The sequence below is a fragment of the Paraburkholderia xenovorans genome (genome assembly GCF_046030735.1).
GTDB classification, from domain to species: domain Bacteria; phylum Pseudomonadota; class Gammaproteobacteria; order Burkholderiales; family Burkholderiaceae; genus Paraburkholderia; species Paraburkholderia xenovorans_A.
Map to the genome: position 1 here is coordinate 150,487 of NZ_JAQQBV010000002.1, position 26,226 is coordinate 176,712.

The 26,226-nt window shown below is 63.4% G+C and carries 22 protein-coding genes; 9 read left to right on the forward strand and 13 right to left on the reverse strand.

Annotated features, from left to right (window positions below):
* The first annotated feature begins 2 nt into the window (after positions 1 to 2).
* The 3 genes from PQQ51_RS02425 (at position 3) to PQQ51_RS02435 (ending at position 4,631) form a co-directional block, all read left to right on the forward strand.
* Entirely contained in the window at positions 3 to 2,333 is a 2,331-nt protein-coding gene (locus PQQ51_RS02425) for a hybrid sensor histidine kinase/response regulator (RefSeq protein ID WP_408494473.1), read from the forward strand.
* A gap of 109 nt (positions 2,334 to 2,442) precedes the next feature.
* Positions 2,443 to 3,528, forward strand: a complete 1,086-nt coding sequence (gene zapE, locus PQQ51_RS02430; protein ID WP_408494475.1) for a cell division protein ZapE — start codon at positions 2,443 to 2,445, stop codon at positions 3,526 to 3,528.
* An 86-nt stretch (positions 3,529 to 3,614) separates the two neighbouring features.
* Positions 3,615 to 4,631: a sensor domain-containing diguanylate cyclase gene (locus tag PQQ51_RS02435; RefSeq protein WP_408494478.1), complete on the forward strand. Its 1,017-nt coding sequence runs from the start codon at positions 3,615 to 3,617 to the stop codon at positions 4,629 to 4,631.
* Positions 4,632 to 4,716: 85 nt separating this feature from the next.
* Here PQQ51_RS02435 and tkt read toward each other — a convergent pair whose 3' ends face one another.
* The 6 genes from tkt to PQQ51_RS02465 form a co-directional block, all read right to left on the reverse strand.
* A complete protein-coding gene (tkt, locus tag PQQ51_RS02440) occupies positions 4,717 to 6,801 on the reverse strand; it encodes a transketolase (RefSeq protein ID WP_408494480.1) in 2,085 nt (694 codons plus the stop codon).
* 325 nt (positions 6,802 to 7,126) lie between these two features.
* Entirely contained in the window at positions 7,127 to 7,372 is a 246-nt protein-coding gene (locus PQQ51_RS02445; RefSeq protein WP_408494482.1) for a DUF6723 family protein, read from the reverse strand.
* 224 nt (positions 7,373 to 7,596) lie between these two features.
* On the reverse strand, positions 7,597 to 8,910 hold the full coding sequence (locus tag PQQ51_RS02450; RefSeq protein WP_408494484.1) for a cytochrome c: 1,314 nt from the start codon (positions 8,908 to 8,910) through the stop codon (positions 7,597 to 7,599).
* A 2-nt stretch (positions 8,911 to 8,912) separates the two neighbouring features.
* Positions 8,913 to 10,553 carry a GMC family oxidoreductase gene (locus PQQ51_RS02455; RefSeq protein WP_408494486.1) on the reverse strand — a complete coding sequence of 547 codons (1,641 nt, stop codon included), beginning with the start codon at positions 10,551 to 10,553 and terminating at the stop codon, positions 8,913 to 8,915.
* A gap of 3 nt (positions 10,554 to 10,556) precedes the next feature.
* Positions 10,557 to 11,006: a sugar dehydrogenase complex small subunit gene (locus PQQ51_RS02460; RefSeq protein WP_408494488.1), complete on the reverse strand. Its 450-nt coding sequence runs from the start codon at positions 11,004 to 11,006 to the stop codon at positions 10,557 to 10,559.
* A 229-nt stretch (positions 11,007 to 11,235) separates the two neighbouring features.
* Positions 11,236 to 12,354, reverse strand: a complete 1,119-nt coding sequence (locus PQQ51_RS02465; protein WP_408494490.1) for a porin — start codon at positions 12,352 to 12,354, stop codon at positions 11,236 to 11,238.
* Between the two features lie 506 nt (positions 12,355 to 12,860).
* On the opposite strand from PQQ51_RS02465, the gene PQQ51_RS02470 reads away from it, so the two are divergent.
* Entirely contained in the window at positions 12,861 to 14,081 is a 1,221-nt protein-coding gene (locus PQQ51_RS02470) for an AAA family ATPase (RefSeq protein ID WP_408494492.1), read from the forward strand.
* An 11-nt stretch (positions 14,082 to 14,092) separates the two neighbouring features.
* The gene (locus PQQ51_RS02475; RefSeq protein ID WP_408494495.1) at positions 14,093 to 15,841 is read left to right on the forward strand and encodes a cobaltochelatase CobT-related protein; all 1,749 of its coding nucleotides are present in this window, start codon (positions 14,093 to 14,095) and stop codon (positions 15,839 to 15,841) included.
* A 37-nt stretch (positions 15,842 to 15,878) separates the two neighbouring features.
* Here PQQ51_RS02475 and PQQ51_RS02480 read toward each other — a convergent pair whose 3' ends face one another.
* Both PQQ51_RS02480 and PQQ51_RS02485 read right to left on the reverse strand, forming a co-directional pair.
* Positions 15,879 to 16,712 (reverse strand): class II glutamine amidotransferase, encoded by an 834-nt coding sequence (locus PQQ51_RS02480; protein WP_408494497.1) that lies wholly within the window; start codon positions 16,710 to 16,712, stop codon positions 15,879 to 15,881.
* A 56-nt stretch (positions 16,713 to 16,768) separates the two neighbouring features.
* Complete coding sequence (locus PQQ51_RS02485; RefSeq protein WP_408494499.1) at positions 16,769 to 17,446, reverse strand: MarC family protein; 678 nt, start codon at positions 17,444 to 17,446, stop codon at positions 16,769 to 16,771.
* A 256-nt stretch (positions 17,447 to 17,702) separates the two neighbouring features.
* On the opposite strand from PQQ51_RS02485, the gene PQQ51_RS02490 reads away from it, so the two are divergent.
* The 3 genes from PQQ51_RS02490 to glgA all read left to right on the forward strand — a co-directional run bounded on the left by PQQ51_RS02490 (position 17,703) and on the right by glgA (position 21,263).
* The gene (locus tag PQQ51_RS02490) at positions 17,703 to 17,918 is read left to right on the forward strand and encodes a DUF3311 domain-containing protein (RefSeq protein ID WP_408494501.1); all 216 of its coding nucleotides are present in this window, start codon (positions 17,703 to 17,705) and stop codon (positions 17,916 to 17,918) included.
* A complete protein-coding gene (locus PQQ51_RS02495) occupies positions 17,915 to 19,387 on the forward strand; it encodes a sodium:solute symporter family protein (RefSeq protein ID WP_408494503.1) in 1,473 nt (490 codons plus the stop codon). The genes PQQ51_RS02490 and PQQ51_RS02495 overlap by 4 nt, the downstream gene beginning before the upstream one ends.
* Before the next feature lie 274 nt (positions 19,388 to 19,661).
* Positions 19,662 to 21,263 carry a glycogen synthase GlgA gene (gene glgA / locus PQQ51_RS02500; protein ID WP_408494505.1) on the forward strand — a complete coding sequence of 534 codons (1,602 nt, stop codon included), beginning with the start codon at positions 19,662 to 19,664 and terminating at the stop codon, positions 21,261 to 21,263.
* A 91-nt stretch (positions 21,264 to 21,354) separates the two neighbouring features.
* Here glgA and PQQ51_RS02505 read toward each other — a convergent pair whose 3' ends face one another.
* Positions 21,355 to 22,218: a phytochelatin synthase family protein gene (locus tag PQQ51_RS02505; protein ID WP_408494507.1), complete on the reverse strand. Its 864-nt coding sequence runs from the start codon at positions 22,216 to 22,218 to the stop codon at positions 21,355 to 21,357.
* Between the two features lie 183 nt (positions 22,219 to 22,401).
* Here PQQ51_RS02505 and PQQ51_RS02510 point away from each other — a divergent pair, with 183 nt between their 5' ends.
* The gene (locus tag PQQ51_RS02510; RefSeq protein WP_408494509.1) at positions 22,402 to 22,596 is read left to right on the forward strand and encodes a DUF1289 domain-containing protein; all 195 of its coding nucleotides are present in this window, start codon (positions 22,402 to 22,404) and stop codon (positions 22,594 to 22,596) included.
* Positions 22,597 to 22,608: 12 nt separating this feature from the next.
* On the opposite strand, the gene PQQ51_RS02515 is transcribed toward PQQ51_RS02510, so the two are convergent.
* The 4 genes from PQQ51_RS02515 to PQQ51_RS02530 all read right to left on the reverse strand — a co-directional run bounded on the left by PQQ51_RS02515 (position 22,609) and on the right by PQQ51_RS02530 (position 26,106).
* Positions 22,609 to 23,754, reverse strand: a complete 1,146-nt coding sequence (locus tag PQQ51_RS02515; RefSeq protein ID WP_408494511.1) for a diguanylate cyclase domain-containing protein — start codon at positions 23,752 to 23,754, stop codon at positions 22,609 to 22,611.
* Complete coding sequence (locus tag PQQ51_RS02520; protein WP_408494513.1) at positions 23,714 to 24,415, reverse strand: hypothetical protein; 702 nt, start codon at positions 24,413 to 24,415, stop codon at positions 23,714 to 23,716. Before PQQ51_RS02520 ends, PQQ51_RS02515 begins: the two co-directional genes overlap by 41 nt.
* Before the next feature lie 353 nt (positions 24,416 to 24,768).
* Positions 24,769 to 25,113, reverse strand: a complete 345-nt coding sequence (locus PQQ51_RS02525) for a cupredoxin domain-containing protein (protein ID WP_408494514.1) — start codon at positions 25,111 to 25,113, stop codon at positions 24,769 to 24,771.
* A gap of 57 nt (positions 25,114 to 25,170) precedes the next feature.
* A complete protein-coding gene (locus PQQ51_RS02530) occupies positions 25,171 to 26,106 on the reverse strand; it encodes a metallophosphoesterase family protein (RefSeq protein ID WP_408494516.1) in 936 nt (311 codons plus the stop codon).
* Positions 26,107 to 26,226: the final 120 nt, after the last annotated feature.

The window sequence follows — 26,226 nt, forward strand, 5'->3', positions numbered from 1 at the left end:
CGATGCAGAGTACGGACCGCCCGCTGCCGCCTTCCGATGCGCTGTTCGAGCACGCCGCGTGCGGGCTGCTCGTCACCGATGCCGACGGGTCGATCCTGCGCGTGAATGCCACCTTCTGCAATTGGCTCGGCTACACGGCGGCGGAGCTCGCCGGCGTGCATCGACTCCAGACATTGCTGACCGCCGGCGGCAAGGTGTTCTATCAGACGCATTGGGCGCCGCTGCTGCAAATCCAGGGCTCGGTGGCCGAGGTCAAGCTGAACATGCTGCATCGCGACGGCCATATGGTGCCGATGCTGCTCAATGCCGTGCAGCGTCGCCACGGCGAGGCCAGCTATCTGGAAGTCGCGGTGCTGATCGTCGCGGACCGGCACAAGTACGAGCAGGAGCTGCTGCTCGCGCGCCGCAACGCGGAAGCCTCGGTGGCCGCGCATCAGCTCGCGCAAAAAGAATTGCAGGAAAGCCGCGACATGCTGGGCCTCGCCATGCGCGGCGCGCGCATGGGCGCGTGGTCGCACGACCCGAAGAGCGGCCACTTCCAGTGGAGCCGCGAACTCGAAGCGCTCGCGGGCTACGCCGAGGGGCGTTTCGCAGACGTACCGGGCGGTTTCTTCGCGCTGATCCATCCCGGCGATCTGATCGCGTTGAACGAAGCGGTCGATCACGCGGTGGAAAGCGGCGACGACTACGTGGCCGAATTCCGCTTCCTGCATGCGAGCGGCGACTGGTGCTGGATGGAAGGCCGCGGGCGCGCCACCTACGACCGCCACGGCGGGCCGACGATGATCTTCGGCCTCGGCATCGACGTCACCGAGCGCAAGGAAGCGCAAACCGTCCTGCTGCGCCAGGCCGCGATTTTCGAGCATCTGAGCGATGCGATCGTGATTACCGACTTGCGCGGCAACATCACCGATTTCAACGTCGGCGGCGAACGGATGCTCGGCTATCGCACCCGCGAGATTCTCGGCAAGCCGATCTCGATCTTCCATCCGCCCGAAGACGCGCTGCGGATTCGCCGTGAAGCGCTCGCCGCGCTCGCCGCGGAGGGCACGTGGCGCGGCGAGTTGACCTTCGTGCGGCGCGACCGCACGAGAGGCGTCTGCGAAACGGTCGTCAAGCCGCTCGCGAACGCGCGGGGCGACATCTACGGTGCGGTCAGCGTAAGTCGCGACATCACGGGCAGCCGGCGTGCCGAGCAGCAGTTGCAGCGCCTGAATCTGGAATTGTCGAAAGCCGATCGCCGCAAGGACGAATTCCTCGCAACGCTCGCGCACGAGCTGCGCAATCCGCTCGCGCCGATGCGCAACGTGCTGGAAATCCTGCGCCTGAAGGAATTCGCCGACCCGCAACTGAACTGGGCACGCGAAGTGTTCGACCGGCAATTGCAGCACATGACGCATCTGGTCGACGATCTGCTGGAAGTCTCGCGCATCACGCAGGGCAAGCTCGAATTGCGCAAGCAGCGGCTCGAACTCGCGCGCGCGATGCAATCGGCAACCGAAGCCGCACGGCCGACCGTGCAAGCGTCGTCGCATCATCTGAGCGTGACGCTGCCGCGCGAGCCGCTCTATCTCGACGCCGATCCTACGCGCCTGTCGCAGATGATCCTGAATCTGCTGAACAACGCGGCCAAATACACGCCACCGGGCGGCCATATCTCGCTGTCGGCCGAGCGCGAGGGCGACGAAGCGGTGATCGCCGTGCGCGATTCGGGCATCGGCATTCCGCGCGAGCATCTGGGCAGCGTGTTCGAAATGTTCTCGCAACTCGCACCGGCGCTGGAGCGCTCGCAAGGCGGCCTCGGTATCGGTCTCGCACTGGTGCGCGGGCTGGCGGAACTGCATGGCGGCACGGTTGCGGCGTTCAGCGGCGGTCCGGGCAGCGGCAGCGAGTTCGTGATCCGGCTGCCGCTGTCGCAATCCGCGGCGGTGCCCGCTGTGCATCCATCGCCGCAGATGCCGTTAGCGACGGGCTTGCGCGTCGTGGTGGTCGACGATAACGCGGACGCCGCCGAGAGTCTCGCGATGGTGCTGGAACTCGAAGGCCACCGGGTGCGCACGGCCGGCGACGGCGTCGCAGGCCTCGCTCTGATCCGCGAATTCGCGCCGCAAGTGGTGATTCTCGACATTGGCTTGCCGTTGCTAAACGGTTATGAAGTCGCGCGGCAGATTCGCGACGACGACCGTCATGCCGGCCTGATGCTGATCGCCGTAACCGGTTGGGGCCAGCAACAGGATAAACAGACCGCCGAATCGGCCGGTTTCGATCATCATTTCACCAAGCCGGTCGATCCGCGCGAATTGCAGCGCGTGTTGAGCCGGCAGCGGGTTTGACGCCCGCTTTCAGCGCCACGTTTCTTCATGCCCACACCTCTTTCTTCGTTCCCGGTTCACGCCGCCCTCGTGCCTGAACCGCTCTCGCCGCGTGCGGAGGCGCCCGCTCATGCTCGATGAAACGCTGGTAGTCAGCCGGCTGGCCGCGCGCGGCATCGTGCCCGACGCAAGCCAGCAGCAGGCCATCGCCGCGCTGGTGAAGCTGCTCGCGTCCAATCAGCCGCTGACCGATTCCGGCGCGGCGCGCCAAGGCGTCTATTGCCACGGCCTGCCGGGGCGCGGCAAGAGTCTCGTCGTCGATACCGTGTTCGAACTGGCGGATTGCCCGAAGCGGCGTCTGCACTTCCATGAATTTCTGCGCGAGATCAACCGGCGCCTCGTGAACGCGCCGCGCGGCGACGACCGGCTCGGCGCGGTGTCGAAGGAATGGCTCGACGGCGTCGCGCTGCTGTGCTTCGACGAATTTCACGTACACGATATCGCCGACGCTTTCCTGATCGGTCGTTTCCTCGATACCGCGATCAGCCTGGGTGTGCGCATCGTGTTGACGTCGAATTACGCGCCGCACGCGCTGCTGTCCGATCCGGAATTTCACGAGCGCGTCCTGCCGACCATCGAGCAGATCGAACGCGGCTTCACGGTGATCCATTTCGACGGCGCGCGCGATTATCGCTTGGGCGGCGAAGAAGCCGCGTTGCCGCATTTCTTCGCACCGCTCGACAGCGCCACCGCCGCCGAGCTCGTGCAGGTGTTCGAGCGTTACGAAGGCGGCGACGCGCGGGAGCCTGCCACGGTCCCGGCGGCAGGCCGGCCGCTCGCGGCGCGTGCAGCGGGGGCGGCGTTGCTGTGGGCGGACTTCGAAGCGCTCTGCGTGGCGAGCCGCTCGCACCACGATTACCTCGATCTCGCAGGCCATTGGCACGGCCTGATTCTCGACAATCTGCAAACGGAATGGCTCGCAAAGTCGCATACGTTGCAGCGCTTCATCTGGCTCGTCGATATTTTTTACGACCGCAAACGCGCGCTGTTCATCGCGTCCGATCATCCGATCGAGGCGGCGTTGAGCGGTCTCGAAGGCGCGCACGATCTGTCCAGAACGTTGAGCCGGCTGGCCGAAATGCAGTCGCGCGCATATCGCAGCACGCTCGACGACACGGCGGGTGCGGCGGATCTTTCGGCTGAAACGGCGGCGTAGTCGGTATCATTCGCAGATTCCTGATGTCGTTCACGCGGCTCTGACATCAGCCTCTGCTTAAGACCCGGACACGCAAGGAAGAAAAAATGGAGGAAAAACTGGAAAGTCTGTCGCAGACGGTTGCGACCGCAGATAGCCTGGAGGCACTCACGCGCCCCTTGCTTGAAATGCTCGAGGTCGTCACAGGACTGGAATCGACATATCTGACCTCGATCGACCTGGAAAACGCGGTTCAGTCCATTGAAATAGCGCGCAACACCGGCGAACTGCTCATTCCGGAAGGGTTGACCGTTCCGTGGTCCGACACGCTGTGCAAACGCTGTCTGGAGCAGGGTCGACAGGTGGTCTCCAAAGTCAGCGAAGTCTGGGGCGACTCCCAGGCGGCAGCGGCTCTCGGCATCCAGACCTATGCGAGCGCGCCGGTTCGTGGCAGCAACGGCGAGATCTTCGGAACGCTGTGCGCCGCCGGAAAAATCAGCATGGAACTCGGCCCGCGCGCGCGCAGTGCGCTCAACCTGTTCTCGACGCTGATTGCGCAACATATCGAGCGGGAACGGCTGCTCGCGCAGCTTCGCCGTTCGAACGAATACCTGACAACCTATTCACTCACGGATTCGCTGACCGAACTGCCGAACCGGCGAGCACTGCGCGACGAATTGGGGCGATTGCTGGCGAGAGCCGCGCGGGATGGTTCGTATGTGCTGGTCGGCATGTTCGATCTCGATGGATTCAAACAGATCAACGACCAGTACGGGCATATCGCGGGCGATCAGTTGCTGAAGAAGTGCGCGGAACGCCTTGCGGGAATCGTACGGGACACCGACATGCTTGCGCGCATCGGTGGCGACGAGTTTGCTTTCATCGGCCCCGGTCCCGTTGACGAGGAAGAAGCGAACCGTTCCGCGTCCGAGCTTGCGGCCCGTGTCGCCGAGGTATCCGCGGGCGCCTACCTGCTGAAAGAAACACACCTGACTTACCCCGGCGCAAGTGCCGGCGTGGTCGCAGTGCGCTTTGTGTCGGTCGATCAGGCGATCGGCGCAGCCGACGCAGCGATGTATCACATGAAGCGTGAGCGGCAACGCATGCAAAAGAGCGGGGGCTGAAGCGGTCGTGACGATTCCCGCGAACTGAGCCGATAAAAAAGCCGGCGGACGCGATGCCGCCGGCTGCCTTTACTTGCAGCGCCGCCTACTCCTGGCTGCTCTTCGACTTCACCCGCTCGATCTGCTGCTTCGCCGCTTCATACACATGCTCGGGCGTGAAGCCGAATTTCTTCTTCAGATCGGCCAGCGGCGCGGACGCACCGAACGTATGCATCACCACCTGCGCGCCGAGCCGGCCCACATAGCGGTCCCAACCAAGCGACGCGGCCTGCTCGACCGACACGCGCGCATCCACATCCGGCGGCAGCACCGAGTCCTGATACGCCTGATCCTGAAGCTCGAAAATATCCCACGACGGCATCGACACGACGCGCGCCGCGATGCCCTCGCTCTTCAACTTTTCGTACACGTCGACGCACACCGACACTTCGCTACCGGTAGCCAGCAACAGCACCTGGGGCTTCTGTCCGTCGGGCGCATCGGCCAGCACATAGGCGCCCTTGCGCACGCCCTCCGCGGACGCGTAACGCGTGCGGTCGAAAGTCGGCAATGCCTGACGCGACACGACGATGCACGACGGCCGCCGTGGCTGCGTCAACGCGACACGCCACACCTCGCCGACTTCGTTCGCATCGGCGGGGCGCAGCACGGTCAGACCCGGCACGCCGCGCAGCGACGCCAGTTGCTCGATCGGCTGATGCGTCGGTCCATCTTCGCCGACGCCGATCGAATCGTGTGTGAACACGAAGATCGACGGGACTTCCATGATCGACGACAGACGGATCGGCGGCTTCATGTAGTCGCTGAAAATCAGGAAAGTCGAACCGTACGCGCGCAAATTCGACAACGCGAGACCGTTCACCGCTGCGCCCATTGCATGTTCGCGAATCCCGAAGTGCAGATTGCGGCCGCCGTAGTTGTCGTGTTCGAAACTGCCCGCGCCTTCGAATTTCAGATCGGTTTTGGTGGACGGCGAGAGATCCGCCGCGCCGCCGATCATCCACGGTACGCGCGCGGCGATGGCGTTGAGCACCTTGCCCGACGATTCGCGTGTCGCGATGCCCTTCGGGTCGGCGTCGAACTTCGGGATGCCCTTGTCCCAGCCCTCCGGCAATTCATGCGCTTCGATCTGCGCGAATTCGCGCGCGAGGTCCGGGTACTTTTTCACATACGCGTCGTATTTTGCCTGCCATTCTTCGCGCGCCGCATTGCCGCGCGCGCCGACGCCGGCTGCGAAACGTTCGTGCACGCCGTCCGGCACGTAGAAGAATTTATCTTCCGGCCAGCCGTAGAATTTTTTGGTCAGCGCCACTTCTTCGACGCCGAGCGCCTCGCCATGCGCGGCCGACGTGTCCTGCTTGTGCGGCGAACCCCAGCCGATGATGCTGTTGACCACGATCAGCGTCGGCCGGTCGGTAATGCTCTTCGCTTCGACGAACGCGGCTTCGAGTTCCTCGGCGTTGTTCGCGTCTTTCACATGCAGCGTGTGCCAGTTGTAGCCGCGAAAACGTGTTTCCACGTCGTCGCTGTACGCGAGATCCGTATGGCCTTCGATCGTCACGCGGTTGCTGTCGTAGATCCAGATCAGGTTCGACAGCTTCAGATGCCCCGCGAGCGACGCCGCTTCGTGCGAAATGCCTTCCATCATGCAGCCGTCGCCGCATAGTGCGTAGACGCGGTAATCGAATAGCGGCGCGTCGGTCTTGTTGAAGTGGTTTTCATACCAGCGCGCGGCCATCGCCATGCCGACACTATTGCCGAGCCCCTGCCCGAGCGGGCCGGTGGTGGTTTCCACGCCGGTCGTCATCCGGTACTCGGGGTGTCCAGGCGTGTTGCTGCCGATCTGGCGGAAATGCTCGATGTCGTCGAGCGACACTGCGGGCTTGCCGGTCGGTTGGCCGTCGTCGTCGACCGCCTTGACGCTCGCCAGATGCAGCACCGAATACAGCAGCATCGACGCATGCCCGACCGACAGCACGAAGCGGTCTCGATTGGGCCACAACGGCTCATTGGGGTCGTAGCGCAGATGGTTTTGCCACAGATGATAGGCGACGGGCGCCAACGCCATTGGCGTGCCGGGGTGGCCGGAATTGGCCTTTTGCACGGCGTCCATCGATAGCGTGCGAATCGTGTTGATGCATAGCTGATCGAGGGCGGGATCGTTTTGCATGGGGACACTCCTTGTTCGGCGGTTGAAAACATCGTCGGGACGCGTCGCGACACGCATGCCCGGCGAACCGTGTTCAGATGGGCTCACGCATCAGGAACGGCAGCCAGCCCCGTCGATGATGCGCCGATGCGCGCAAATCTGCACTGCGCTTTACATTCGGGCGCAGCACCTTCGCGTTTCGTTACAAACGGAACAGCGACGTTTCGGGGAGCGAAACTTTCAGACGGCTTGCGGGTTGGGTTCTGTCGATGCAGCAACAACCGGACCCTCTCCCACGTCGCGCCGTCGCTCGGCGGGATGCCCTGAAATCCGCCGCGCATCCGCATCACTTCTCCGGCGCGGCGCGGTCGGCGGCAACGAGTTCGCGGCCATAATCGATCGCGGCGCTGCGTGCCTCTTCGGCCGTTGCGAACGGTCCGATTTCCGGAGCGCCGTCGAATGGAAACAGGATCTTCCGATCCGCTTTTCTGACAACCTTCAGGCCACCTACGTATCGTCCGTCGCCGGTTCCGTGGTAGCTGGCAAAAATCTCGAAGTCGTCGTCAGCCACATCGGCCTTATGTCGCGCCATTTCTGATTTCCCTTATCCCTTGAATGCCTGGCCTGCTGCGCGGCGTCACAGGCATCGTGAGCGGCATCGCGCATGCGGGAAGTCGAGCAATACCTGTTCCACGCGTCGACGAGGCCCAGGTGGCGGCGCATGGGACCTTCGAAGGAGACCTGGCGGGCATAAAAAACGCGCCGGGCCTTGATGAACCCAAGGACCCGGCGCGCTCTCCCTCACGACACCCACGCTCAACGCAGCTTCGCGACGTCCTTATCGGTGACCTTCGTCGCCGCCGGATTACCGAACTGCGTCGTCACATAGTTGGTGAGCGCGGCGATCTGCGCGTCGTTCAACTGCACCGCGAAGGCCGGCATCCCGACATCGTTGCCCGCAGTCTTGCGCTGCACGCCATGCAGAATCACCTGCACCAGGTTGCCCGGATTGGCCGCGCCCACCGTCGAGTTATGCAACAGCGGCGGATAGTAGCCGTCCGGTGTGCCCTTGCCTTGCGCCTGATGGCAGGTCGCGCAATTGCCGAGGTAAAGACGCGCCGGATCGAGCGCGCCGTCGCTCAGCGCGACACCGCGCAAACGCGTAACGTCCGTAGCCGGTTTGCCCCACGCGGCGCGCGGCTGCGAACTGCCGTCGCTCACCGCCGGCACCGTGCGCACGTAAGTGGCGATGGCATCGATATCGGCGTCGCTCATCTTCGAGAAGCTGTGCTCGACCGCTTCGCCCATCGGACCGGCTGCCTGCGCGAGACCCGGCACGCTGCCCGTTTGCAGATACTGCACGAGCTGCTCATGGCTCCATCCGCCGATCCCGCTATTCGCCGACGACGTGATGTTGTAGCCGTCCCAGCCCGCCAGCACCGAGCCGCCAAGGAAGCCGCTGCCGGTTTCGTCGAGCGCCTTCTCCTGCATCGCGAAGCCGCGCGGCGTGTGGCACGTGCTGCAATGCGCGAGCCCTTGCACCAGATACGCGCCGCGATTCCACGCGAGCGTGCGGTCCGGTTTCGCCTGGTACGGGCCGTTTTTCAGGAACACCCAGTTCCATGCGGTCAACGGCCAGCGCATGTTGAGCGGCCACGGAATGTCGCTCACACGCGTGGGCTGGTTCACCGGCGCGACGCCGTAACGGAAGTATGCGTAGAGCGCTTTCACGTCCGCATCGCTGACCTTCGCGTAGGACACGTACGGCATCGCCGGGTACAGGTTGTGGCCGTCTTTCGACACACCATGACGCACTGCGCGATCGAAGTCTTGCAACGTCCATGTGCCGATGCCGGTCTGCGGATCGGGCGTGATATTGCTTGAATAGATCGTGCCGAGCATCGGCACCTTCAGCGGCAGGCCGCCGGCAAATGGTTTGCCCTTCGCCGTGCTATGACACGCCATGCAATCGCCGGCAGTAGCGAGATATTCGCCGCGCTGGATCAACGCGGTGTCGTTGCTGCTCACAGCGGCATTCGCATCGTCGGCGCGCGCGCAAACAGAAAACGCAGACAATGCGGACCACACCGACGCACCGGCCAGCAGCGAGAAAAAGGTTTTTTTCAGCACGTTCAAACTTCCTTCTTCAACTGGTCGGCCATGCGCAGCGCCAGCGCCGCGATGGTCAGCGTGACGTTGACGGTGCCCACCGTCGGCATCGTCGCGCTGCTCGAAATGAACAGGTTCGGGTGATCGAAGGTGCGGCAATGCTTGTCGACCACCGAGTCGCGCGGATCGCGGCCCATGATCGTCGCTCCGGTGATGTGATTGTTCGGCGCGAACTCGTCCTGATACGCGATCTCCGTGCCGCCCAGCACTTTCGCCGCGTTCGCGTAGACCTCCTTCGTGTGGACGGCGCCGCGCTTCACGTAATCGTCGATCGCGTAGGTGATCTCGGGGCGTGGAATGCCGATCGCGTCGACTTCCGTTTTGCTCGGCACGATGCGGTTCTGCGGCTGCGGCAGAATTTCGTGGAAGCAGTCGAACTCGACGAAGCGCGCCGAGCGGTCGCGAATCTGCGCGTCCAGTTCGGCCGGCTTGATCAGCTTGCCTTGCTTGAAAATCTTCGCCGTTTCCTGGTCGATACGCGACAGGTTCGACAGATGGATTTTCTTGGCCGCTTCGTTCGCGCGAAACGCGCCGTCGCGAAAGCCGATCAGCGAAGTCATTTCCTGCGGGCCACGGCCGGGCCACAGTTTTTCGTCCGCGTAGAACGTGACGCCGGTACCCGGATGGTCCATCAGGTTGCGGCCCACCATGTCGGAGCTATTGCCCACGCCGTTCGGAAAATCGTGGCTGGTGGACATCAGCATGATCTTCGGCGTTTCGATACCGTTGGCGGCCAGCACGAAGTACTTGCCTTCCACGCGGTGCTCGTTGCCTTGCGGGTCTTTGTAGAGCGCGGCCGTAATGCGCTTGCCGGGGCCGACTTCGAGCTTGGCCACCACCGCATTCACGATCAGCTTCGCGCCGGCCTGCTCCGCTTTTTCGACGTGCACGATGCCGTTGTACATCGCGCCGATCGGACAGATCGGCATACAGTTGTTGTTGCCGCAACAGGTCGGGCGGCCGTCGTACGGACGGCTGTTGCGCGCAACCGGTTCGGTCACGACGTGATAGCGCGAATCGAACGCGTTGAGCTTGCCCTTGATGGTCTGCTCGTTGTACGACAGCGGCAGCGGCGCCATCGGATACGGCTGGCTGCGCGGCGAGCCGAGTTCTTCGTCCGTCGGACCCCACACGCCGAGTTCTTCTTCGGCGCGCTGGTAGTACGGTTCGAGCTCGTCGTATTCCATCGGCCAGTCGCGGCCCACGCCGTACACCGTCTTCATCCGGAAGTCGTTCGGCATGAAGCGCCACGCGGACGCGGCCCAGTGCCACGTCGTGCCGCCCACCGCGCGAATGTACTGCGAGTTGAATTTGTGCTCGCCCTTCAGGATCAGATAATCGTTCGGCGGACCGTATTCCGGATGCGGCGCCCATGTGCTCGACGGATACGGCGCGGAGTTATCCGACTTGTCGAGCTGATTGCGAAAGCGTTCGACGATTTCCCAGCGCGGCATCCGCGGTCCCGCTTCGAGCAGAATCACCGACTTGCCCGCGAGCGCCATCTGATGCGCGACGATCGCGCCCGCCACGCCCGATCCGACCACGACGACATCGGCCTGTTCAGTCTGTTTCCGTGTGTCCTGTGTACCTTGATTCTCGGCCATGACTCAGACTTGCCTCTCTACGGGTTTCGCGGCCCAGAAGCCGGGCTTGTTGGGACAGTACGATCGGACGATCAACGTGTCGGACACGACGCCGTACATCAACGCCTGCTCGTAGGTGATCACGGTATCGTCGACGATGCCGAGGTACCACGCTTCCATGATCTTCAGCGCGAGCGCCTGTTGCGTGGCGTCGGCGGAACCAGCGGCCAGCGCGCCGGCCAGTTTCGGCAACTGCTGCGCGAGCGTGAGCGTCGACTTCTGCAACGCCGCGAGAAGACGCGCACCGACGTCGCGATCGAGACCGGACTTGCCGGTCAGCGATTGCGACAGCGTCATGAAGGCGTCGATGGGCGCGGCTGCGGAATCGTCGGCGAGCGCCTTGAGCGTGAGCGAGCCGGCGAGGCTCGCCGCGGTCAAGGCGAGTGCGCCCTGCAACCAGCGGCGGCGCGTCATCGTGGACGGCTCATCGCCCGCGGCTGGCGGGCTGTGAAGCTGGCGTTGAGAGTCTTGTGGAGTCAATTGTTATTCATCCCTTGTGAGGCGTTTTCAAAGCGCATGCCGACATGGCCGCGGGTTCCGTGGCCGTGCCGGCGGTGAAGCCGGTGCTGTCAACTGAGCTGTTAGCTGAGCTGTTAGCTGAGCTGCGAGCGGGGTTGCAAGCTGCGTTGCTGCGTGGATTGCATCAGAACTGATGCAGCATCCCGACATAAGCGCCGGTCTGCGATTCGCCCGCGAGCGGGCTGGTGTTGTTCGACGCATCGCGCGGCGATGCTTCGAGCGAGAAATTCGAATTGCCGCCGTTGCGCACATAGCCGACAGTGCCGTACAGGAAGGTGCGCTTCGACAGGTTGTACGTGGTGCCGAGCACATACATCATCGCGTGGCCTGCCGGGTCGTGCGCGGCATCGCCGCCGCCGTCGCCGACCTTGATGTAGTAACCGCCCGCCGTCACCGCCCAGCGCGGATGGAAGTTGTAGGTGGCGCCGAGCCAGTAGTGATCCGCGGAATCGGCGACGCCCACCGGCGAGTCCGGCGCCGCGTAATGCGTATAGGCGCCCTGGATTTTCACCGCATCGAAATGCACGTTCGCGCCGACGAAATACTCGCGCGACGCCTGGAAGATGTTGCTGAACCGGCCGTTGTTGTCGCGCAGTTCGTCGTAGATGCCGCGCACGTCGAAGAGCTGCGAGTGGTACGTCAGCATGATGCCGTCGGAGCGGCCGGATTCGCCGGCGGCTCCGCTGTTGAACGCGCCCGGCTGATTGCCGAACGAGTACTGGCCTTGCACGTCGAAGCCCCAGAAGGTTGGGCTGTGATACTCGATGTTGTTGCTGGTCTGCTGCCAGTTGCGTCCACGCACGAGTGAGGCCGACGAAAAAGCCTGCTGCACGAACGGGTCGAATTCCCACACGCCGTCGCTATCGATGAACAGGTTGCGACCGGCCTGCAACGTGCCCCACTGCTCGCTCCTGAGCCCGACGAACGCGCGCCGCGACCACAGGCGCCCGCCGCTGGTGGTGCCGTTCATTACCTGCAAACCCGTTTCCAGGTTGAAGATCGCATTCAGCCCACCGCCCAGATCTTCGTTGCCTTTCAGGCCGAGCATGCTGGTGCCCCAGTCGCCGCCTTCCGCGCTGTAGCGGCTCGACGAACCGCCCGCACCGTTATTGATGTGATTCAGGTATTCGAGGCCGCCATCGAGACGGCCATACAACGACACACTCGTTTGACCGTAAGCGAGCGAACTGGCCAACGGACTGGCCACTGCAAGAGCGGCGATTAATCTTGTACGTAGTCTCATTGTTTTTGCCGTGGATTTTTGTGTTGCGGTAATGGGCAAAGGGGACGGCTGATGAATCAAAACTACCCGGTACGTGGCGCCGCGATTTTCGGCGCACCGATCGTCGAGCATGGTGCAATTGCCGCTGCTGGCGCGTGTTGCAAGCTGCCGGGAGAAATGCGCTTTAATTGCCGCGCAGGTCTGCACCGAAGCAAGGTGTAGCAGAATTCAAACCAGCCCGTCACACGTGATGTTGTATAACTACACGCGCGGCGTGTCGAACTATAGGGGATAGATTCGCAATAGCCTATCCATTTGCCGCAATAACCTTTTGCGATCTGTGCGTTCGGCATCCATCATCGCGGCGAAATCCGCGCACGAATGAATGCACTGATACGTATCGTGGGAGATCGAAAGGTACTCAAGATAAGATAGTCCGCGATTGAGTCTTTGGCGAGGCGAAAACTCGTCAATCGAAATGCGCGAAATAGAACTCGCCGCCTGTTAATCGAATTTCATTCCTTGCCATGAACACGCCCGAACTGATCGAAGACGACAACCTTGGCCTCTACCAGCGCGCAACTGAATCCGGTTCTGAATGGTGGCGCGTCAGCGTGGCGGACCGGCCCGAGAACTACCGGCTGGAACACGGCGTGGACGACGGCAAGAGCGCGTCGGTCGATATCGATCTGGTGGTGGACGCGGAGAACCTGCGCGCAAAGCTGAAGAAATGGCGCCGTGAAGGCTTCGCAATCGATAACGAGGATACGAACGACGCAGCATCGGCCGAGCGCACGGCCTTCATGCCGGCGTTGCAAAAAGCGTCCGCGCTGGCGGCCGCGGCCGCACAACACCGGCATGCGGAACGCGCCGATGCCACCGTGCGGATCGGTCATGTCGACGTGCCCTGCGGCGCCGACGGTCCGCTCGTGCCGCGCGTCAATCCCGCTTATCTTTTCTCGGAGCGCTTCAACGACATCGTCGAGGATATCGTCGAGAACCGGCGCGTGATGCTGATCGGTCACACCGGCGCCGGCAAGACGAGCCTGATCGAACAGGTCGCCGCACGCTCGCTTCACGGCGTGTTGCGCGCCAACATGAACGGGCAGACCACCGTCGGCGACTTCGTCGGCTTCTGGACCGTCAAAGGCGGCGAGACGCTGTGGGTCGACGGCGTGCTGCCGACCGCGATGCGCGAAGGCCTGTGGCTGATCGTCGACGAAATCGACTTTGCGGAGCCGTCCATTCTCGCCGCACTCACCGCCGTGCTCGAATCGCAAGGCCGGCTGGTGTTGAAAGAGAAAGGCAACGAGATCGTCGCGCCGCATCCGGCTTTCCGGCTGTTCGCCACCGCGAACGCGGTCGGCGCGATGAGCCAGTTCCGCCATCTGTATCAGGGCGCGAATCTGATGAACGAGGCGTTTCTCGATCGCTGGCGCGTCTATATGCTGGACTATCTGTCGCCCGCCGAAGAAGCCGACGTGCTGATGCGCACCCTCGCCCCGCACATGACGCGCACGCTCGCCACCACGCTCGCCGCGATCGCCGCCGACTGCCGCGCGGCGTTCGCGCGCGAAGATCTGTCGAGCGCGTTTTCGACGCGGCGTCTGCTCGACTGGGCCGAGTTGATGCTGCGCACCGGCGACCCGGAACGCGCCGCCGGTCCCGCGATCTACGCGAAGGTCAGTCCGGAAGACGCCGCGCTGATCCGCGGCATCGTCCGCCATCACATCGCGCCGGCCGGCTGACGGACCGCGCGATGAAGGCCCTGCACGCCACCCGCAACACGCGGGATTTCGCGTTCGAATCCACGTTGAGCAAAGTCGCGCGCGTGCTGACCGGCCAGTATGGCGTGACGGTCGCGTTCAGCCCGGACGGGCCGCGCGTCGAACCCGGCCGGATCGTGATCCCCGATTACGAGTTGAGCGGCGGACTCGAGCGCGATGTGCTGATCGGTTATCTGGATCTGCTGGTCGCGCGCGCGAAGCATTCGTCGCTCGCGCAACTCGAGGCGCTGCCTGCCGGCGTTACCGCGAGGCTCGCGCAGGTGGTCGAGGATCGCCGTGTGTGTGCGCAATTGCTCGACGAATATCCGGGCGCGCGCTGGTTCGTCGGCAAACTGCGCGAGCATGCCGCCGAGCAGGCACGCCAGCGCTGGCCGAAACTGCATTGGCGCGACCGGCTGGTGTGGCTGGTCGAGCGCACGCTGTGGGACGAAACGCCGACGCGCACCGAAGCGAGTCATTCACTGCTGGCTGCGTTGCATGCGTCGCAGGAACTGCTCGTCGAGGCGCGCACGAGCGGTTCGACCGCGCAGAGCATTGCCGCCGCAGAGGCGCTGGTTGCACGGGTGCGTGCTTTGTCGGCCGGCGAAGCGAACAGCATGATGTTCACCTCCGATCCGATCGAAGACATCGACACGGATTCCGTTGCATCGTCGTCCGAACCATTCAGCGACGACCCCGCCCGCCCCGATCACAACGACGCCGCGTCGCCGCCATCGGATCAGAGCGGCGGTGCGCAGGCCGACAACGCGGTCGGCATGGGGCAATCGTTCGCTGACGCGCAGCAGCCGTCGTCGCGCTCGGAAGGCCAAGCACGCGCGGCGGCGGATACCGCACGTCCGCAGCTCTCGATCCCGCTCGCCACCGAGTTCGATGAAATCACCGACCTCACCGGCTCCGGCGACACCGCAACATGGCGCGAACTGCGCGCGCAAGCTCGCGCCGATACCGCGCCGCTGAAGGAAAAGCTCGAACGCGCGCTAAGCGCCGACGAACGCACCCGCTGGAAGCGCGAACAGGAGCGCGGCGAAATCGACCGCACGTCGTTGGCGAAACTGGCGACGTCGCCCGGTTATCGCACGCCGTTCCGTACGCAACGGACCACCAAGGGGCGCGACGTTGCGGTGAGCTTGCTGATCGATCGCAGCGGCTCGATGGCCGGACGCAAGATCGAACTCGCGCGGCTCTGCGCGACCGCGTTGTGCGACGCGCTCACGCAGTTGTCGTTCGATTGCGAAGTGCTCGGTTACTGTTCGCTCGAATCCGTGCCGATGAAGCAGCTCTATCAACGGCAAGTCGCGGCGGGAGCGGATTTGCGGCGCTATAACCGCTTTGTCGAACGGCTCGACCTGAAGGTCTATAAACGCTTCGGCGCGACGGATCTGAGCGGCATTGCCGCGCTCGATTGCGGGCACGAGAATCCCGACGGCGAAGCGCTCGCGTGGGCCGCAACGCGGCTCGCCGATCATCCAGCCGAACGGCGCATCCTGATCGTGTTTTCCGACGGCTATCCATCGACCGGCGACGGCGATCCGCAAGTGCTGCGCAGCGATCTGCGCGAGCGCATCGCGGCAATCGGCAAGCGCGGCATCGAACTGCTCGGCATAGGCGTGCTGACCGATGCCGTCGAGGATTTCTATCCGCACAACGTGGTGGTAAGCCGCCTCGCCGAGCTGCCGTCGACAGTGTTCTCGGTGCTCAGTTCGATGCTGCTGACGCGCTGATAGCCCGGGCCGCCACGCGACCCGAAGCGCCACCGCACTACGCCGGTTGCGGCTTGAATCCATACTGGTCGATCTTGCCGCCGCGCGCGACCACCACCGTACTCTCCGGAATTTCTTCCCACCATCCCGGCAGATCGGCCAGCGGTTCCGACAGCACCAGAAACGCGTCGTCTCCCGCCGCGACGATTCGCGGATCGTCCGGATACAGTTCGTGCAAATGCCGGAACGACGTGCTGTGAAAAAGCGAACGCGACTGCCCTTCGCTCGAATAACGCACCGCGACGACCTGCTCGCCGTCGGTCGCGCAGATCGTCATGTTGAGCGGCTCGGCAATGTCGTGGCGGCGCGCGGTCGCCTCGACGAAACCCACCATCCGCTCGATCGCGCTGACCGGCGCGAGTTCCAGCCCGAATGTCAGCGCCAGAAAGAACAGTACTTCCGAATCCGTCGAGCCTTCGAGCGACGGGAACAGATCCGCGTCGATCGCCAGCATCAGATCGCGGCGCACTTTAGGAAAGTCGCGCACGAGACCATTGTGCGCGAACAGCCAGCGCCCATAGCGGAACGGATGGCAATTGGTTTCCTGCGACGGCGTGCCGGTCGCCGCACGCACATGCGCGACGAACATCGGCGCATGGATCGCGCGTGCGGCTTCGCGCAGATTGCGGTCGCTCCAGGCCGGCTGAATGCAGCGATAGCGGAACGGGATATCGGTGGGATGCCCGTACCAGCCGATGCCGAAGCCGTCGCCATTGGTGGTGGTGTGGCCGAGCCGCGAATGCAGGCTCTGATCGATCAACGAATGCTTGGCGTTGAACAACACCGTTTCCAGCGGAATCGGGTTGCCCGTATAAGCGAGCCAGCGGCACATGAGTTGTTCTCCAGTCGGCTACGGATGACAGGCCCGGCGCTGCACGGCGCCGCGGCCTACTTGACCACCGGCTGCAGGGTCGCGATCGGGATCAGGAATTCGGAGAAGCCGGTCAGCATGATCTGCACGCCGATGCACAGCAACAGGAACGACGATACGCGCATCGCGACCTTGGTGCCTTCCACGTCGAGGTAGCGGGCGAAGATCACCGCACGGCTGTAGATCAGAAAGACGGTCGCCGCCACCAGCACCGAAATCACCACCGACGCGATGCTCGACAGCACGAACTCCGACAGCTTATGCGTGCGGTTCGCGGTCAGCGCGATCGCGGTGGCGATCGAACCGGGCCCGGTGGTGAGCGGAATGGTCAGCGGAAAAAAGGCCTTCGACATCGCGTTATCGGCATCCACGCGTTTGACCGCGGGCTGCTCGGCCGGTTGCGTGTCCGGCGCATTGAGCATCTGCCAGCCGCCCACCGCGACCGCGAGACCGCCGCCGATACGCAAGGCCTGCATCGAGATCCCGAAGAAATGCAGAATCGGCGTGCCGATAAAAAATGCGACCAGCAGCACGCACATCACGTTGATCGCGATTTTTCTGGCAAGCACGGTGCGCTCTTCGGTGGTGAGCGAGGCCGTTCGATCGAGGAAAACAAAAGCAATGCCGATTGGATTGATGATGCTGATCAGCCCGGTAAAGCCAAACAGAATGTCCGAGATCAGACTTTCGACCATATGCGATCCGTGTGGGTAGTTCAGGTGCGTGGCGAGATCATATCGCGTCGCGGCATGCCGACCGTAACACGGCGTGCCGATGCACGGCCCGCCTGGCATTGCGTTGCAGCAAGCCCGCGCAAAAAAGATGCGCCCACAACTTTCAGAAAGCCTACACTTTTTTGACTGGCTTTACGTACTGGAACCATCCGGCATACAGTCCCCAGCGAAGCCGCACTTTCAACGAGACGTACTCACCGGTTCGAGGAGTTGCCCCATGTTGCTTCGTGTACTTGCCGCGCTGCCGTTCATCGGCATTCTGCTCGGTGTTCCGTTTGTGAATCGTGTCGAGCCGCTGGTGTTCGGCATGCCGTTCGTGCTGGCCTGGATCGTCGCGTGGGTGGTGCTCAGTTCGATCATCATGGCGATCGTCTACCGTCTGGACCCAACCAACCGTCAGCTCGCCGCGGACGGCGAGGAGGCCCATTCATGAGCGCACTCGTCATCATTGCCGCAATCACGCTGTTCGCGTTGTATCTGGGCGTGCGTGCGCGGCGCGGCCACGACATGAGTCTCGAACAATGGACCGTGGGCGGCCGCAGCTTCGGCACCGCGTTCGTATTCCTGCTGATGGCGGGCGAAATCTACACCACTTTCACGTTCCTCGGCGGCAGCGGCTTTGCATACGGCAAAGGCGCACCGGTCTACTACATCCTCGCGTACGGCACGCTTGCGTACATCCTGTCCTACTGGATGCTGCCGCCGATCTGGCGCTTCGCGAAGAGCCACCGGCTGGTGTCGCAACCGCACTTCTTCGCGCGCAAATACGACAGCCCGGCGCTCGGCACGCTGGTCGCGCTGGTCGGCGTGGCCGCGCTGATTCCGTATCTGGTGCTGCAACTCAAAGGGCTCGGCATCATCGTCGCGACCGCATCGTACGGCGCGATTTCGTCGACGGCAGCCATATGGATCGGCGCCGCCGTGGTGACCGCCTATGTGATCGTCTCCGGCGTGCGGGGTTCGGCGTGGAATTCGGTGGTCAAGGATCTGCTGATCCTCGCGATCGTGCTGTTCCTCGGCATCTATTTGCCGATCCATTACTACGGCGGCCTTGGTGCGATGTTCCACGCGATCGACGCCGCGCGCCCCGGCTTCCTGACCTTCCCGGCCAAGGGTTCGAGCGTCACGTGGTTCCAGTCGACCGTGCTGCTCACCGCGCTCGGCTTCTTCATGTGGCCGCACACGTTCGGCTCGATCTACACCGCGAAGGACGAGCGCATCTTCCGCCGCAACGCGATCGTGCTGCCGCTGTATCAGCTGATTCTGCTGTTCGTGTTCTTCGTCGGCTTTGCCGCGACGCTGAAAGTGCCGGGCCTGACCGGCGGCAACATCGACCTGTCGCTGTTCCGGCTGTCGTTGCAGACCTTCGATCCGTGGTTCGTCGGCGTGATCGGCGCGGCGGGCATTCTGACGGCGCTCGTGCCCGGCTCGATGATCCTGACGTCCGCGTCGACGCTGCTCGCGAACGACGTGTATCGCGGGATGGTGAATCGCAATGCGTCCGATGCGTCGGTGGCGACGCTTGCACGCGTTCTGGTGCCGGTGGTCGCGCTGGTGGCCGTGGGCTTCACGCTGCACGGCGGCGAGACGATCGTCGCATTGCTGCTGATGGGCTACAGCTTCGTGACCCAACTGTTTCCGGCGGTCGTTTGCAGCCTGCGCCGGCACAACCGGGCGACGAAGCAAGGCGCGTTCTGCGGAATTCTGGCCGGCGTCGCCGTGGTTGCGGTGACGACCACGATGCACCTGAGCGTCGGACAACTGATGCCGTTCCTGCCGGACGCGCTGAAGGACATCAATATCGGCTTCCTCGCGCTCGCCGTGAACATCATCGTGTTTGCCGCGGTGAGCGCGGTAACGCAACCCGCGCCGGCTGAGCAGACCCACGCGCCGGTGCATTAGCTTTTTGCGTTCGAGACGGGGTGTGTTCTGCGCGGCCTGGCGCCACACAGCACACCCCGGTTTAAAGACGGTCGAATCTACACACGAATGAAAATATCGCCCATGTTCACAACGTGGCGCCGATAGCAGCACCCTCATTGCACCGCACCACGAACCCGCGCGCCGGGTGACGAATGGCTCCCCTCCCTCAGGCACACCCTTTGCTGAACCCCCACGTCAGCCCATCCCATCGCACTGTGCAAGTGCAAAAAAAACCCATCGCCTGGGGGCCGCTTTGCCACTCAATGTTCTTCTGGTCGCTTCCGAAGCTCTACCGCTCGCCAAGTCCGGCGGCCTCGGCGATATGGTCAGTGCGTACGCCGCCGCGCTGCGCGATGCCGGCGTCGACGTGTCGATCCTGATGCCCGCTTATCCCGCCGCGCTCGAGCGTGCCGCCGGTGTCACGCCGGTCGCACGCATGACGGGCTTGCCGGGCGGCGACGCCAGGTTGCTGCGCGCGCAGATGCCCGACACCGGCATTCCGGTGCTGCTGTTGCAAATGGACCATCTGTTCGCGCGCGAAGGCCTTTATCGCGACCCGCAAGGCCACGACTATCTCGACAACCTCACCCGCTTCGCGTCGCTCGCGGCCGCTGCCGCCCGCGTGGCGCGCGGCGTGCGCGGCGTGAAGCGCCCCGACATCGTGCACGCGCACGATTGGCATGCAGGGCTCACGCCGCTGTATCTGCGTCTGGCGGGCGTCGCGGCAAAGAGCGTGTTCACGATTCACAACCTCGCGTTCCAGGGCAATCATCCGCTCGCGATGGGTGGCTGGATCGGCGTGCCGCCCGAATTGCTGGCGCCGGCGCTCTCCGACGAACGCAGCATTGAGTTCTACGGTTCGCTCAGCATGATGAAGGCAGGCATCGTTCACGCGGATCGTGTGACGACCGTCAGCCGGCGTTATGCGCGCGAGATTCTCACGCCGCAATTCGGCCACGGGATGGAGGGCGTGCTGCAGGCGCAGGCGGCCAAGCTATCCGGGATCGTCAACGGGATCGATACGGCAACGTGGAATCCGGCGACCGATCCGCACATCGCGCGCCGCTATTGCGTCGACGACACCGCCGGCAAGCAGGCGTGCAAGCGCGAATTGCAGCAGGCGTTCGGCCTGACGCGCGATCCGTTCGCGCCGCTGGTCGCGATCGGCAGCCGCCTGACCGGGCAGAAACTGGCGGACGTCGTCGTGCTGGCGCTGCCTGAACTGCTGGACCGGCATCCGCGTCTGCAATTCGCGATTCTGGGTCAGGGCGAGGCTGGACTCGAACACGCGCTGCTGGACCTCGCGGCGGCATGGCCGGGCCGCGTCGGCGTGCAGATCGGTTATGACGAGCAACGGGCGCACATGCTGCATGCCGGCGCCGACATCCTGCTGCACGGCAGCCGCTTCGAGCCGTGCGGACTCACGCAGCTTTACGCGATGCGCTACGGCACGATTCCGGTGGCTTCGCGTGTCGGCGGGCTGGCCGATACGATCGTCGACTATGCACCGCACGAAGGCCGGCGCATCGATACGGCAACGGGCTTTCTGTTCGACGGCGAGCGCGCGGAGGCCGTTGTCTATGCACTCGGCCGTGCGCTCGATACGTTCGTGCAGCCGACGTCATGGCATGCGTTGCAACGCAATGCGATGAGCCGCGATTTCGGCTGGGCCGCGTCGACGTCGAACTATCTCGAACTGTATGCGGATCTGGTCGACGCTCGTCCGATGCCGAACGACGCGCCGGTTCGCAAGACGCCGGCTCGTGCCCGCACGGCGAATGCGCCGGCGACGCGGCGCGCCCGGTCGGAAGAAGGCTTTGCGGTGGGCGCCGCGGAGATGGCGCGCAGCGCGTGAGATGGGTCATCGAGTTGAATGCGCGCGAGGGGCTCACTGAATGGCGCAACGAAAACAACTGACCTGCTTCGCTCGTTCGATCATGTCGAGATCAGGTGTCGCGCTTGCCGATGATCACGAGACCGCGCGACGTTCCGCTCACGTTGTCCACGGCCAGCGCGCCGGCATACAGTTGAGCGATCGGCACCCAGACCGCCGGATATTTGTAGCGCGCGACGTCGAGCAGCAACACGCTGTCGCTCGACGCATCGAATGCGGCCAGCGGCGACCAGTGACCGCCGCCCACTTCACCGATCTCGACGCGCCTGAAATTGACCAGCGCGAAGCGGTCGCTATGCGTGGTCGTGTCGCGGATCAACGCGCGAAACTGCGCGAGCGACAGGTCCGCCGCATGGAATTTTTTCACGTCGACCGGAAAGGCGGCCAATGCCGCGCTGAGTTGATCGAGCGTCATCCCTTCTCGCGACACGCGTGCAGCATTCGCCACGTTTGGGTCGACGCTGCGGAAAAAATCCTCTTGCGAGAAATACGGAAAATCCGGGTATTGCGTCGACTCGGGACGGCGCACGCCCAATGCGTTGAGCGCCATCACCGAGGTCGCCACCGAACAATAAGCCTGATTGCGCTGCGTTTCGAAGTACTGCGACAGCGGCCAGTACGACGCCTTGTTGCCGGCGTCGAGCAGGCGTTTCTGGCCTGCCGGTTGCGTCAGCGCGATCAGATTGGGCGGAACAGCGAGTGGACCGTCGGCCGCACGCGCGGCGGTGGGCGCATCGCCGTGAAGCGTGACCTGGGGCGTGGTTTGATGCGCGGGTTGATCCGCGCTTTGATTCGTGGCCTGACTGACGCCAGGCGGCAATGGCGCGCAGGCCGCCAATGTCAGCGCCAATGCGGCAACGATTCTATCGACGCGGCTTGCGGGCCGCATAACGCCGATCAACGAGTATCCAAACATCGAATCCTTGCGCAGCAGATGATTTTTCGAACGCAAGGAGCACGGGAAAGCATCTCTTGCGTGGAGGCGAGTTCCGGTTTTTTAACACGAATCCCGGCGCGGCGTGCGGGCTCATGCAAACGCCGTTGAGCTATACTCGCGCGCTACCCGAAACCCAACCCTACCGAAGCGATGGTTTGACCAATGGCCGTTCAATCACCCTGCATCGACGTCTGCAAACTCGATAGCACAACGGGCTTCTGCATTGGATGCCTGCGCACGCGCGACGAAATCCGCGAGTGGAAACATATGGACGACGACCGGCGTCTTCAGGTTATCGATCAAGCGTCGCGCCGGGCGGCGGAGAAAAAGATTGGATCGACGGTTACGCAGGGTTAAAGCACGCGCCGTTCAAACAGGTTGCTTCACGAACGCGTAACCGTTCTTGCCGTTGCGTTTGACCTGGTACATCGCGTCGTCCGCTGCCGCGACGAGCCGCTGATAATCGTCGACGAGATCGGGAAAGCTGGCGATCCCGACACTCGCGCGCACCGTGCCGATTCCCAACTGTTCGTCCGTTCGAGCCACGCACGCAATCAGGCGCTGCGCGATTTCGCCGAGTTCGGTCTGCGTCGAAAACTCGCGCACCAGCACCGCGAATTCATCGCCGCCGATCCGCGCAACCAGATCGGTTTTACGCACCGAATCACGAAAGCACTGCGATACGACGACAAGGAATTGATCGCCGAGACCATGGCCGAGCGTATCGTTGACCTGCTTGAATCCATCGAGATCGACATACAGTAAGGCGATTTTGCGGCGCACCGAGCCTGTCGACGGTTGCGTCGCCGCTGCTTTCAGCGCGTGAAGCAGCATGCGCCGGTTCGGCAGACCGGTCAGCGCGTCGTGCAACGCCGCGTGTTCGAACGCGCTCGATTGCCCTTTCAATAAACGCGCGCGCTTCGCGTACATCGCCAGCGCCGCGAACAGCGTGCAGAACACCAATGCCGCGAGCGCGATGAGCGTATCGGCGACATGCGCGATTTTCACGCGCACGTCGGCGTTGTCGGCGTCGCGCTGGGCTCGCCAGGCGGCCGATATGCGGTTCAGCAACGCGGCCGTTCCCGCGAGATCGGTATTGGCGTTCAGCACGCCCGGCGGCGCACCCGGCACGACAAAAGGACTCGCATCGATCAACGCGGCAAGCGACTTCAGATGACGCGCAAGTTCGGCGCTCGCCGCATCGTAGCCCCTCTTTCGAGCCACGCTTTCCCCAGGCAGACGTTGCCACACACTCGCCTGATCACACGCGCTTTGCGCGCGATCGGCCGTGTCCAGCACCAGCCCCGCATATTCCTGTTTCAACTGGTCGGAGAAGATCGTCCTGATTTGCGCAGCCACGTAAAGCAGGCCGATCACGAGGCACAGCAGCGACGCGCCCGCGAGCATCGCCGGCCCGAGCCTCAGCCGTGTCGCGAAACCGCGCGCCGACATCGCGCGTGCGGCACCCGACGGCTCAGGGGTGGGAGTAGAGGTCTTGCTGGCCTGAGTTGCCATGCTGGCGGTAGGTTACGCGACGAAAGAACGACCCCATGCGTGCGAACAGACCACCTTTGCGACGCGGATTCACCGTCTGCGGGCGCCGCTCCCGCTCTTGCTGCGCGACACGTGCGTCGCGACCGGCGCGGCTCGCTGCCGTCTGCTGCGCGACGGGCTGCGCCGAACTCGTGGCGCGGCGAGCCGGTGGCGAGGACGGCGCGGCCGTGTCGACGGCATCGGTAGCGCTGGCCTGCACCTCAGGCAACGCGGCGGACCGTTTGACCTCGCCGGCCCACGACGCTTGCGGCGACCCTTGCTCGCCATCCGGCACGGTATGCGATTGACCGGTAGACGTGGACAGCATCGTGAAACCGGATGCGGGCCGCGCTGCGTTTGCCGACGTCGCCCGCACTGCCGATCCGTTAGATGCCGTTGTGCCGAGTGCCTGCCGCGCGTTCGCCATCGCTTCGGCATACGCGCGCTGATCCTGATTGAACCAGATCCCGTAAGCGACCGTGCCCATCACGCCGAGCGTCAGCGCGCCCGCCACCGCGAAGCACAGCGCGAGACGCCCGAACCGTGTCGGCGATGACATCTCGCTGTGCATGCGCGCGGCAAAATCCGTTTCCGGATCGTCCGAAGAACCTCGTGAAAAGTCACGCTCGTTGGCCATCGACATGCTCTCTGAAATTCTTTCGTCTGCCGCGTGGGCAGATTTTCCTCATATGAACGCTTGCGGATCGACGCAAAGCCGTTTGGAGAATTTAACTCCCTCGCGGCCCCGGTCACAACATGTAGATGCACTGCTTAAAACAATCTTCAGACAGGACGACTGAAGAAGCGAAAAATGTAAAAGATGCCAACACGCGTGTCGTTACGCGCCTCGCCGACCCGGCGTTCCCGCCCGCTGCCCGCGCCGCAGCGGGTCGTTGAAACAGCGGCGCGGCAGCAGGCAGTCGACATGCAACAAACACGCCCGCTGCGAACGGCAACGCGTGGTGGTCGTATGAAACGGCGGAACGAATTAACTGACTATTGAACCGTGATTGTTTCTTTCATGTTCGGATGAATACCGCAAAACACTTTGTAGACGCCGGGTTTGTCGAACTTGTACTGATAGGTGTCGTTCTGATCGAGCGCGGCCGAGTGGAACATGCCCGCATCGTTCACGACGGTGTGGGGTTCCCCATCGAGATTTTTCCACGTCACCGTCGAGCCGGCTTTGATCGTGATGTCCATCGGCGAGAACATGAAGTTCTTGATCGTAACGGAACCGGGCGACTCCGCGTGCGCAACGGAAAGTCCGGCCGATACGGCAAAAAACGTGGCGCCGCAGATCAGCGCGCGAAGCATGGGGCGAAGCGAATTGGCTTGCATGGCTCATCTCCAGAAGTGAGCGTTAGGTGAACTCGAATCACGAGATCAAACACGAGATCAAGCGAGCGTGGTATCGGCGAGCGTCGCCTTCAACGGATGCTGCGCAATCTGGATGCTGGTCACGCCGAGCATTCTGGGTAGCTGGTCGCTGGCCACCGTGAGCGGTCCGGGACCGGGGCCGTCGCCCGCGGTCGGTTGCGGATAGGCAGTCGAGCGCGCCGTGTGGAACGTGATGTTGCCTTCGACCTTCGAGACGATCTGATGAATATGGCCGTTCAGCACGGTCACCGACCCGAAGCGCTTCAGATAGCTCATCGCCTGACCGGCGTCGCCGGTCCCCCAACCCCAGGGCTCGTAGATCGTCCACATCGGCATGTGTGCGAAGACAACGATCGGCGTGCTCGACGAGCGCCCTTTCAGGTCGTTTTCGAGCCACGCGAGTTGTTCGTCGCCGAGTCCACCCAACCCGTTCGGCTTGAAATGCATCACGTTGACGAGCGCGATGAAATGCACACCGTTGTGGTCGAAGCTGTAATAGCCCTTGTTGTCCGATGCTTGTCCGAAGCGTTTGAAGTACTCGGTGCCGGGACCGTCGGTCACATCGTGTTCGCCCGGAACCGTATGAAGTTCCGTGATGTTCAGCCCTGACAGCAACTGCGCCGCGAGATCGAACTCCGACGCTTTGGACAGATGCGTGATGTCGCCTGTATGAAGCGTAAGTGCCGGTTTGACCGGCATCGCGTTGACGAAGTCGATCGTCTGACGGAGCGTTCCCGCGACATCCGGGTTCGCTTCCTTGTTGAAACCGATGTGGGAATCGCTGATCTGCAGGAACAGCGGCATGGCTCCGGTGGAGTTGGTCTGCGCGGCGAGCGCGAGATCCAGCGGCGTGAGGATGCCGCCCGCGAGCATGAAGAGCGTGCCCGTACCGCCGAACGCAAGGCATTTGAGCGCGTTGCGGCGGGTGGGGTTGAACGAATCGTTTGATGACATGGTGGGTCTCCCGGCTATGAGATTGCTGATGCTCCGACAATTGGAGCGACCGCTCGCGTGCTAGCGGTTCAGCAGGCATAACCGGGAGCGGTGCGGTTTTATTCCCGCACCGTTCTCTTC

Excerpts from the sequence above, each read along its gene's own strand:
- PQQ51_RS02425 (WP_408494473.1), top strand. The coding sequence starts at position 3 with ATGCAGAGTACGGACCGCCCGCTGCCGCCTTCCGATGCGCTGTTCGAG.
- zapE (WP_408494475.1), top strand. The coding sequence starts at position 2,443 with ATGCTCGATGAAACGCTGGTAGTCAGCCGGCTGGCCGCGCGCGGCATC.
- PQQ51_RS02435 (WP_408494478.1), top strand. The coding sequence starts at position 3,615 with ATGGAGGAAAAACTGGAAAGTCTGTCGCAGACGGTTGCGACCGCAGAT.
- tkt (WP_408494480.1), bottom strand. The coding sequence starts at position 6,801 with ATGCAAAACGATCCCGCCCTCGATCAGCTATGCATCAACACGATTCGC.
- PQQ51_RS02445 (WP_408494482.1), bottom strand. The coding sequence starts at position 7,372 with ATGGCGCGACATAAGGCCGATGTGGCTGACGACGACTTCGAGATTTTT.
- PQQ51_RS02455 (WP_408494486.1), bottom strand. The coding sequence starts at position 10,553 with ATGGCCGAGAATCAAGGTACACAGGACACACGGAAACAGACTGAACAG.
- PQQ51_RS02460 (WP_408494488.1), bottom strand. The coding sequence starts at position 11,006 with ATGACGCGCCGCCGCTGGTTGCAGGGCGCACTCGCCTTGACCGCGGCG.
- PQQ51_RS02465 (WP_408494490.1), bottom strand. The coding sequence starts at position 12,354 with ATGAGACTACGTACAAGATTAATCGCCGCTCTTGCAGTGGCCAGTCCG.
- PQQ51_RS02470 (WP_408494492.1), top strand. The coding sequence starts at position 12,861 with ATGAACACGCCCGAACTGATCGAAGACGACAACCTTGGCCTCTACCAG.
- PQQ51_RS02475 (WP_408494495.1), top strand. The coding sequence starts at position 14,093 with ATGAAGGCCCTGCACGCCACCCGCAACACGCGGGATTTCGCGTTCGAA.
- PQQ51_RS02480 (WP_408494497.1), bottom strand. The coding sequence starts at position 16,712 with ATGTGCCGCTGGCTCGCTTATACGGGCAACCCGATTCCGCTGGAAACG.
- PQQ51_RS02485 (WP_408494499.1), bottom strand. The coding sequence starts at position 17,446 with ATGGTCGAAAGTCTGATCTCGGACATTCTGTTTGGCTTTACCGGGCTG.
- PQQ51_RS02490 (WP_408494501.1), top strand. The coding sequence starts at position 17,703 with ATGTTGCTTCGTGTACTTGCCGCGCTGCCGTTCATCGGCATTCTGCTC.
- PQQ51_RS02495 (WP_408494503.1), top strand. The coding sequence starts at position 17,915 with ATGAGCGCACTCGTCATCATTGCCGCAATCACGCTGTTCGCGTTGTAT.
- PQQ51_RS02505 (WP_408494507.1), bottom strand. The coding sequence starts at position 22,218 with ATGTTTGGATACTCGTTGATCGGCGTTATGCGGCCCGCAAGCCGCGTC.
- PQQ51_RS02510 (WP_408494509.1), top strand. The coding sequence starts at position 22,402 with ATGGCCGTTCAATCACCCTGCATCGACGTCTGCAAACTCGATAGCACA.
- PQQ51_RS02515 (WP_408494511.1), bottom strand. The coding sequence starts at position 23,754 with ATGGCAACTCAGGCCAGCAAGACCTCTACTCCCACCCCTGAGCCGTCG.
- PQQ51_RS02520 (WP_408494513.1), bottom strand. The coding sequence starts at position 24,415 with ATGTCGATGGCCAACGAGCGTGACTTTTCACGAGGTTCTTCGGACGAT.
- PQQ51_RS02525 (WP_408494514.1), bottom strand. The coding sequence starts at position 25,113 with ATGCAAGCCAATTCGCTTCGCCCCATGCTTCGCGCGCTGATCTGCGGC.
- PQQ51_RS02530 (WP_408494516.1), bottom strand. The coding sequence starts at position 26,106 with ATGTCATCAAACGATTCGTTCAACCCCACCCGCCGCAACGCGCTCAAA.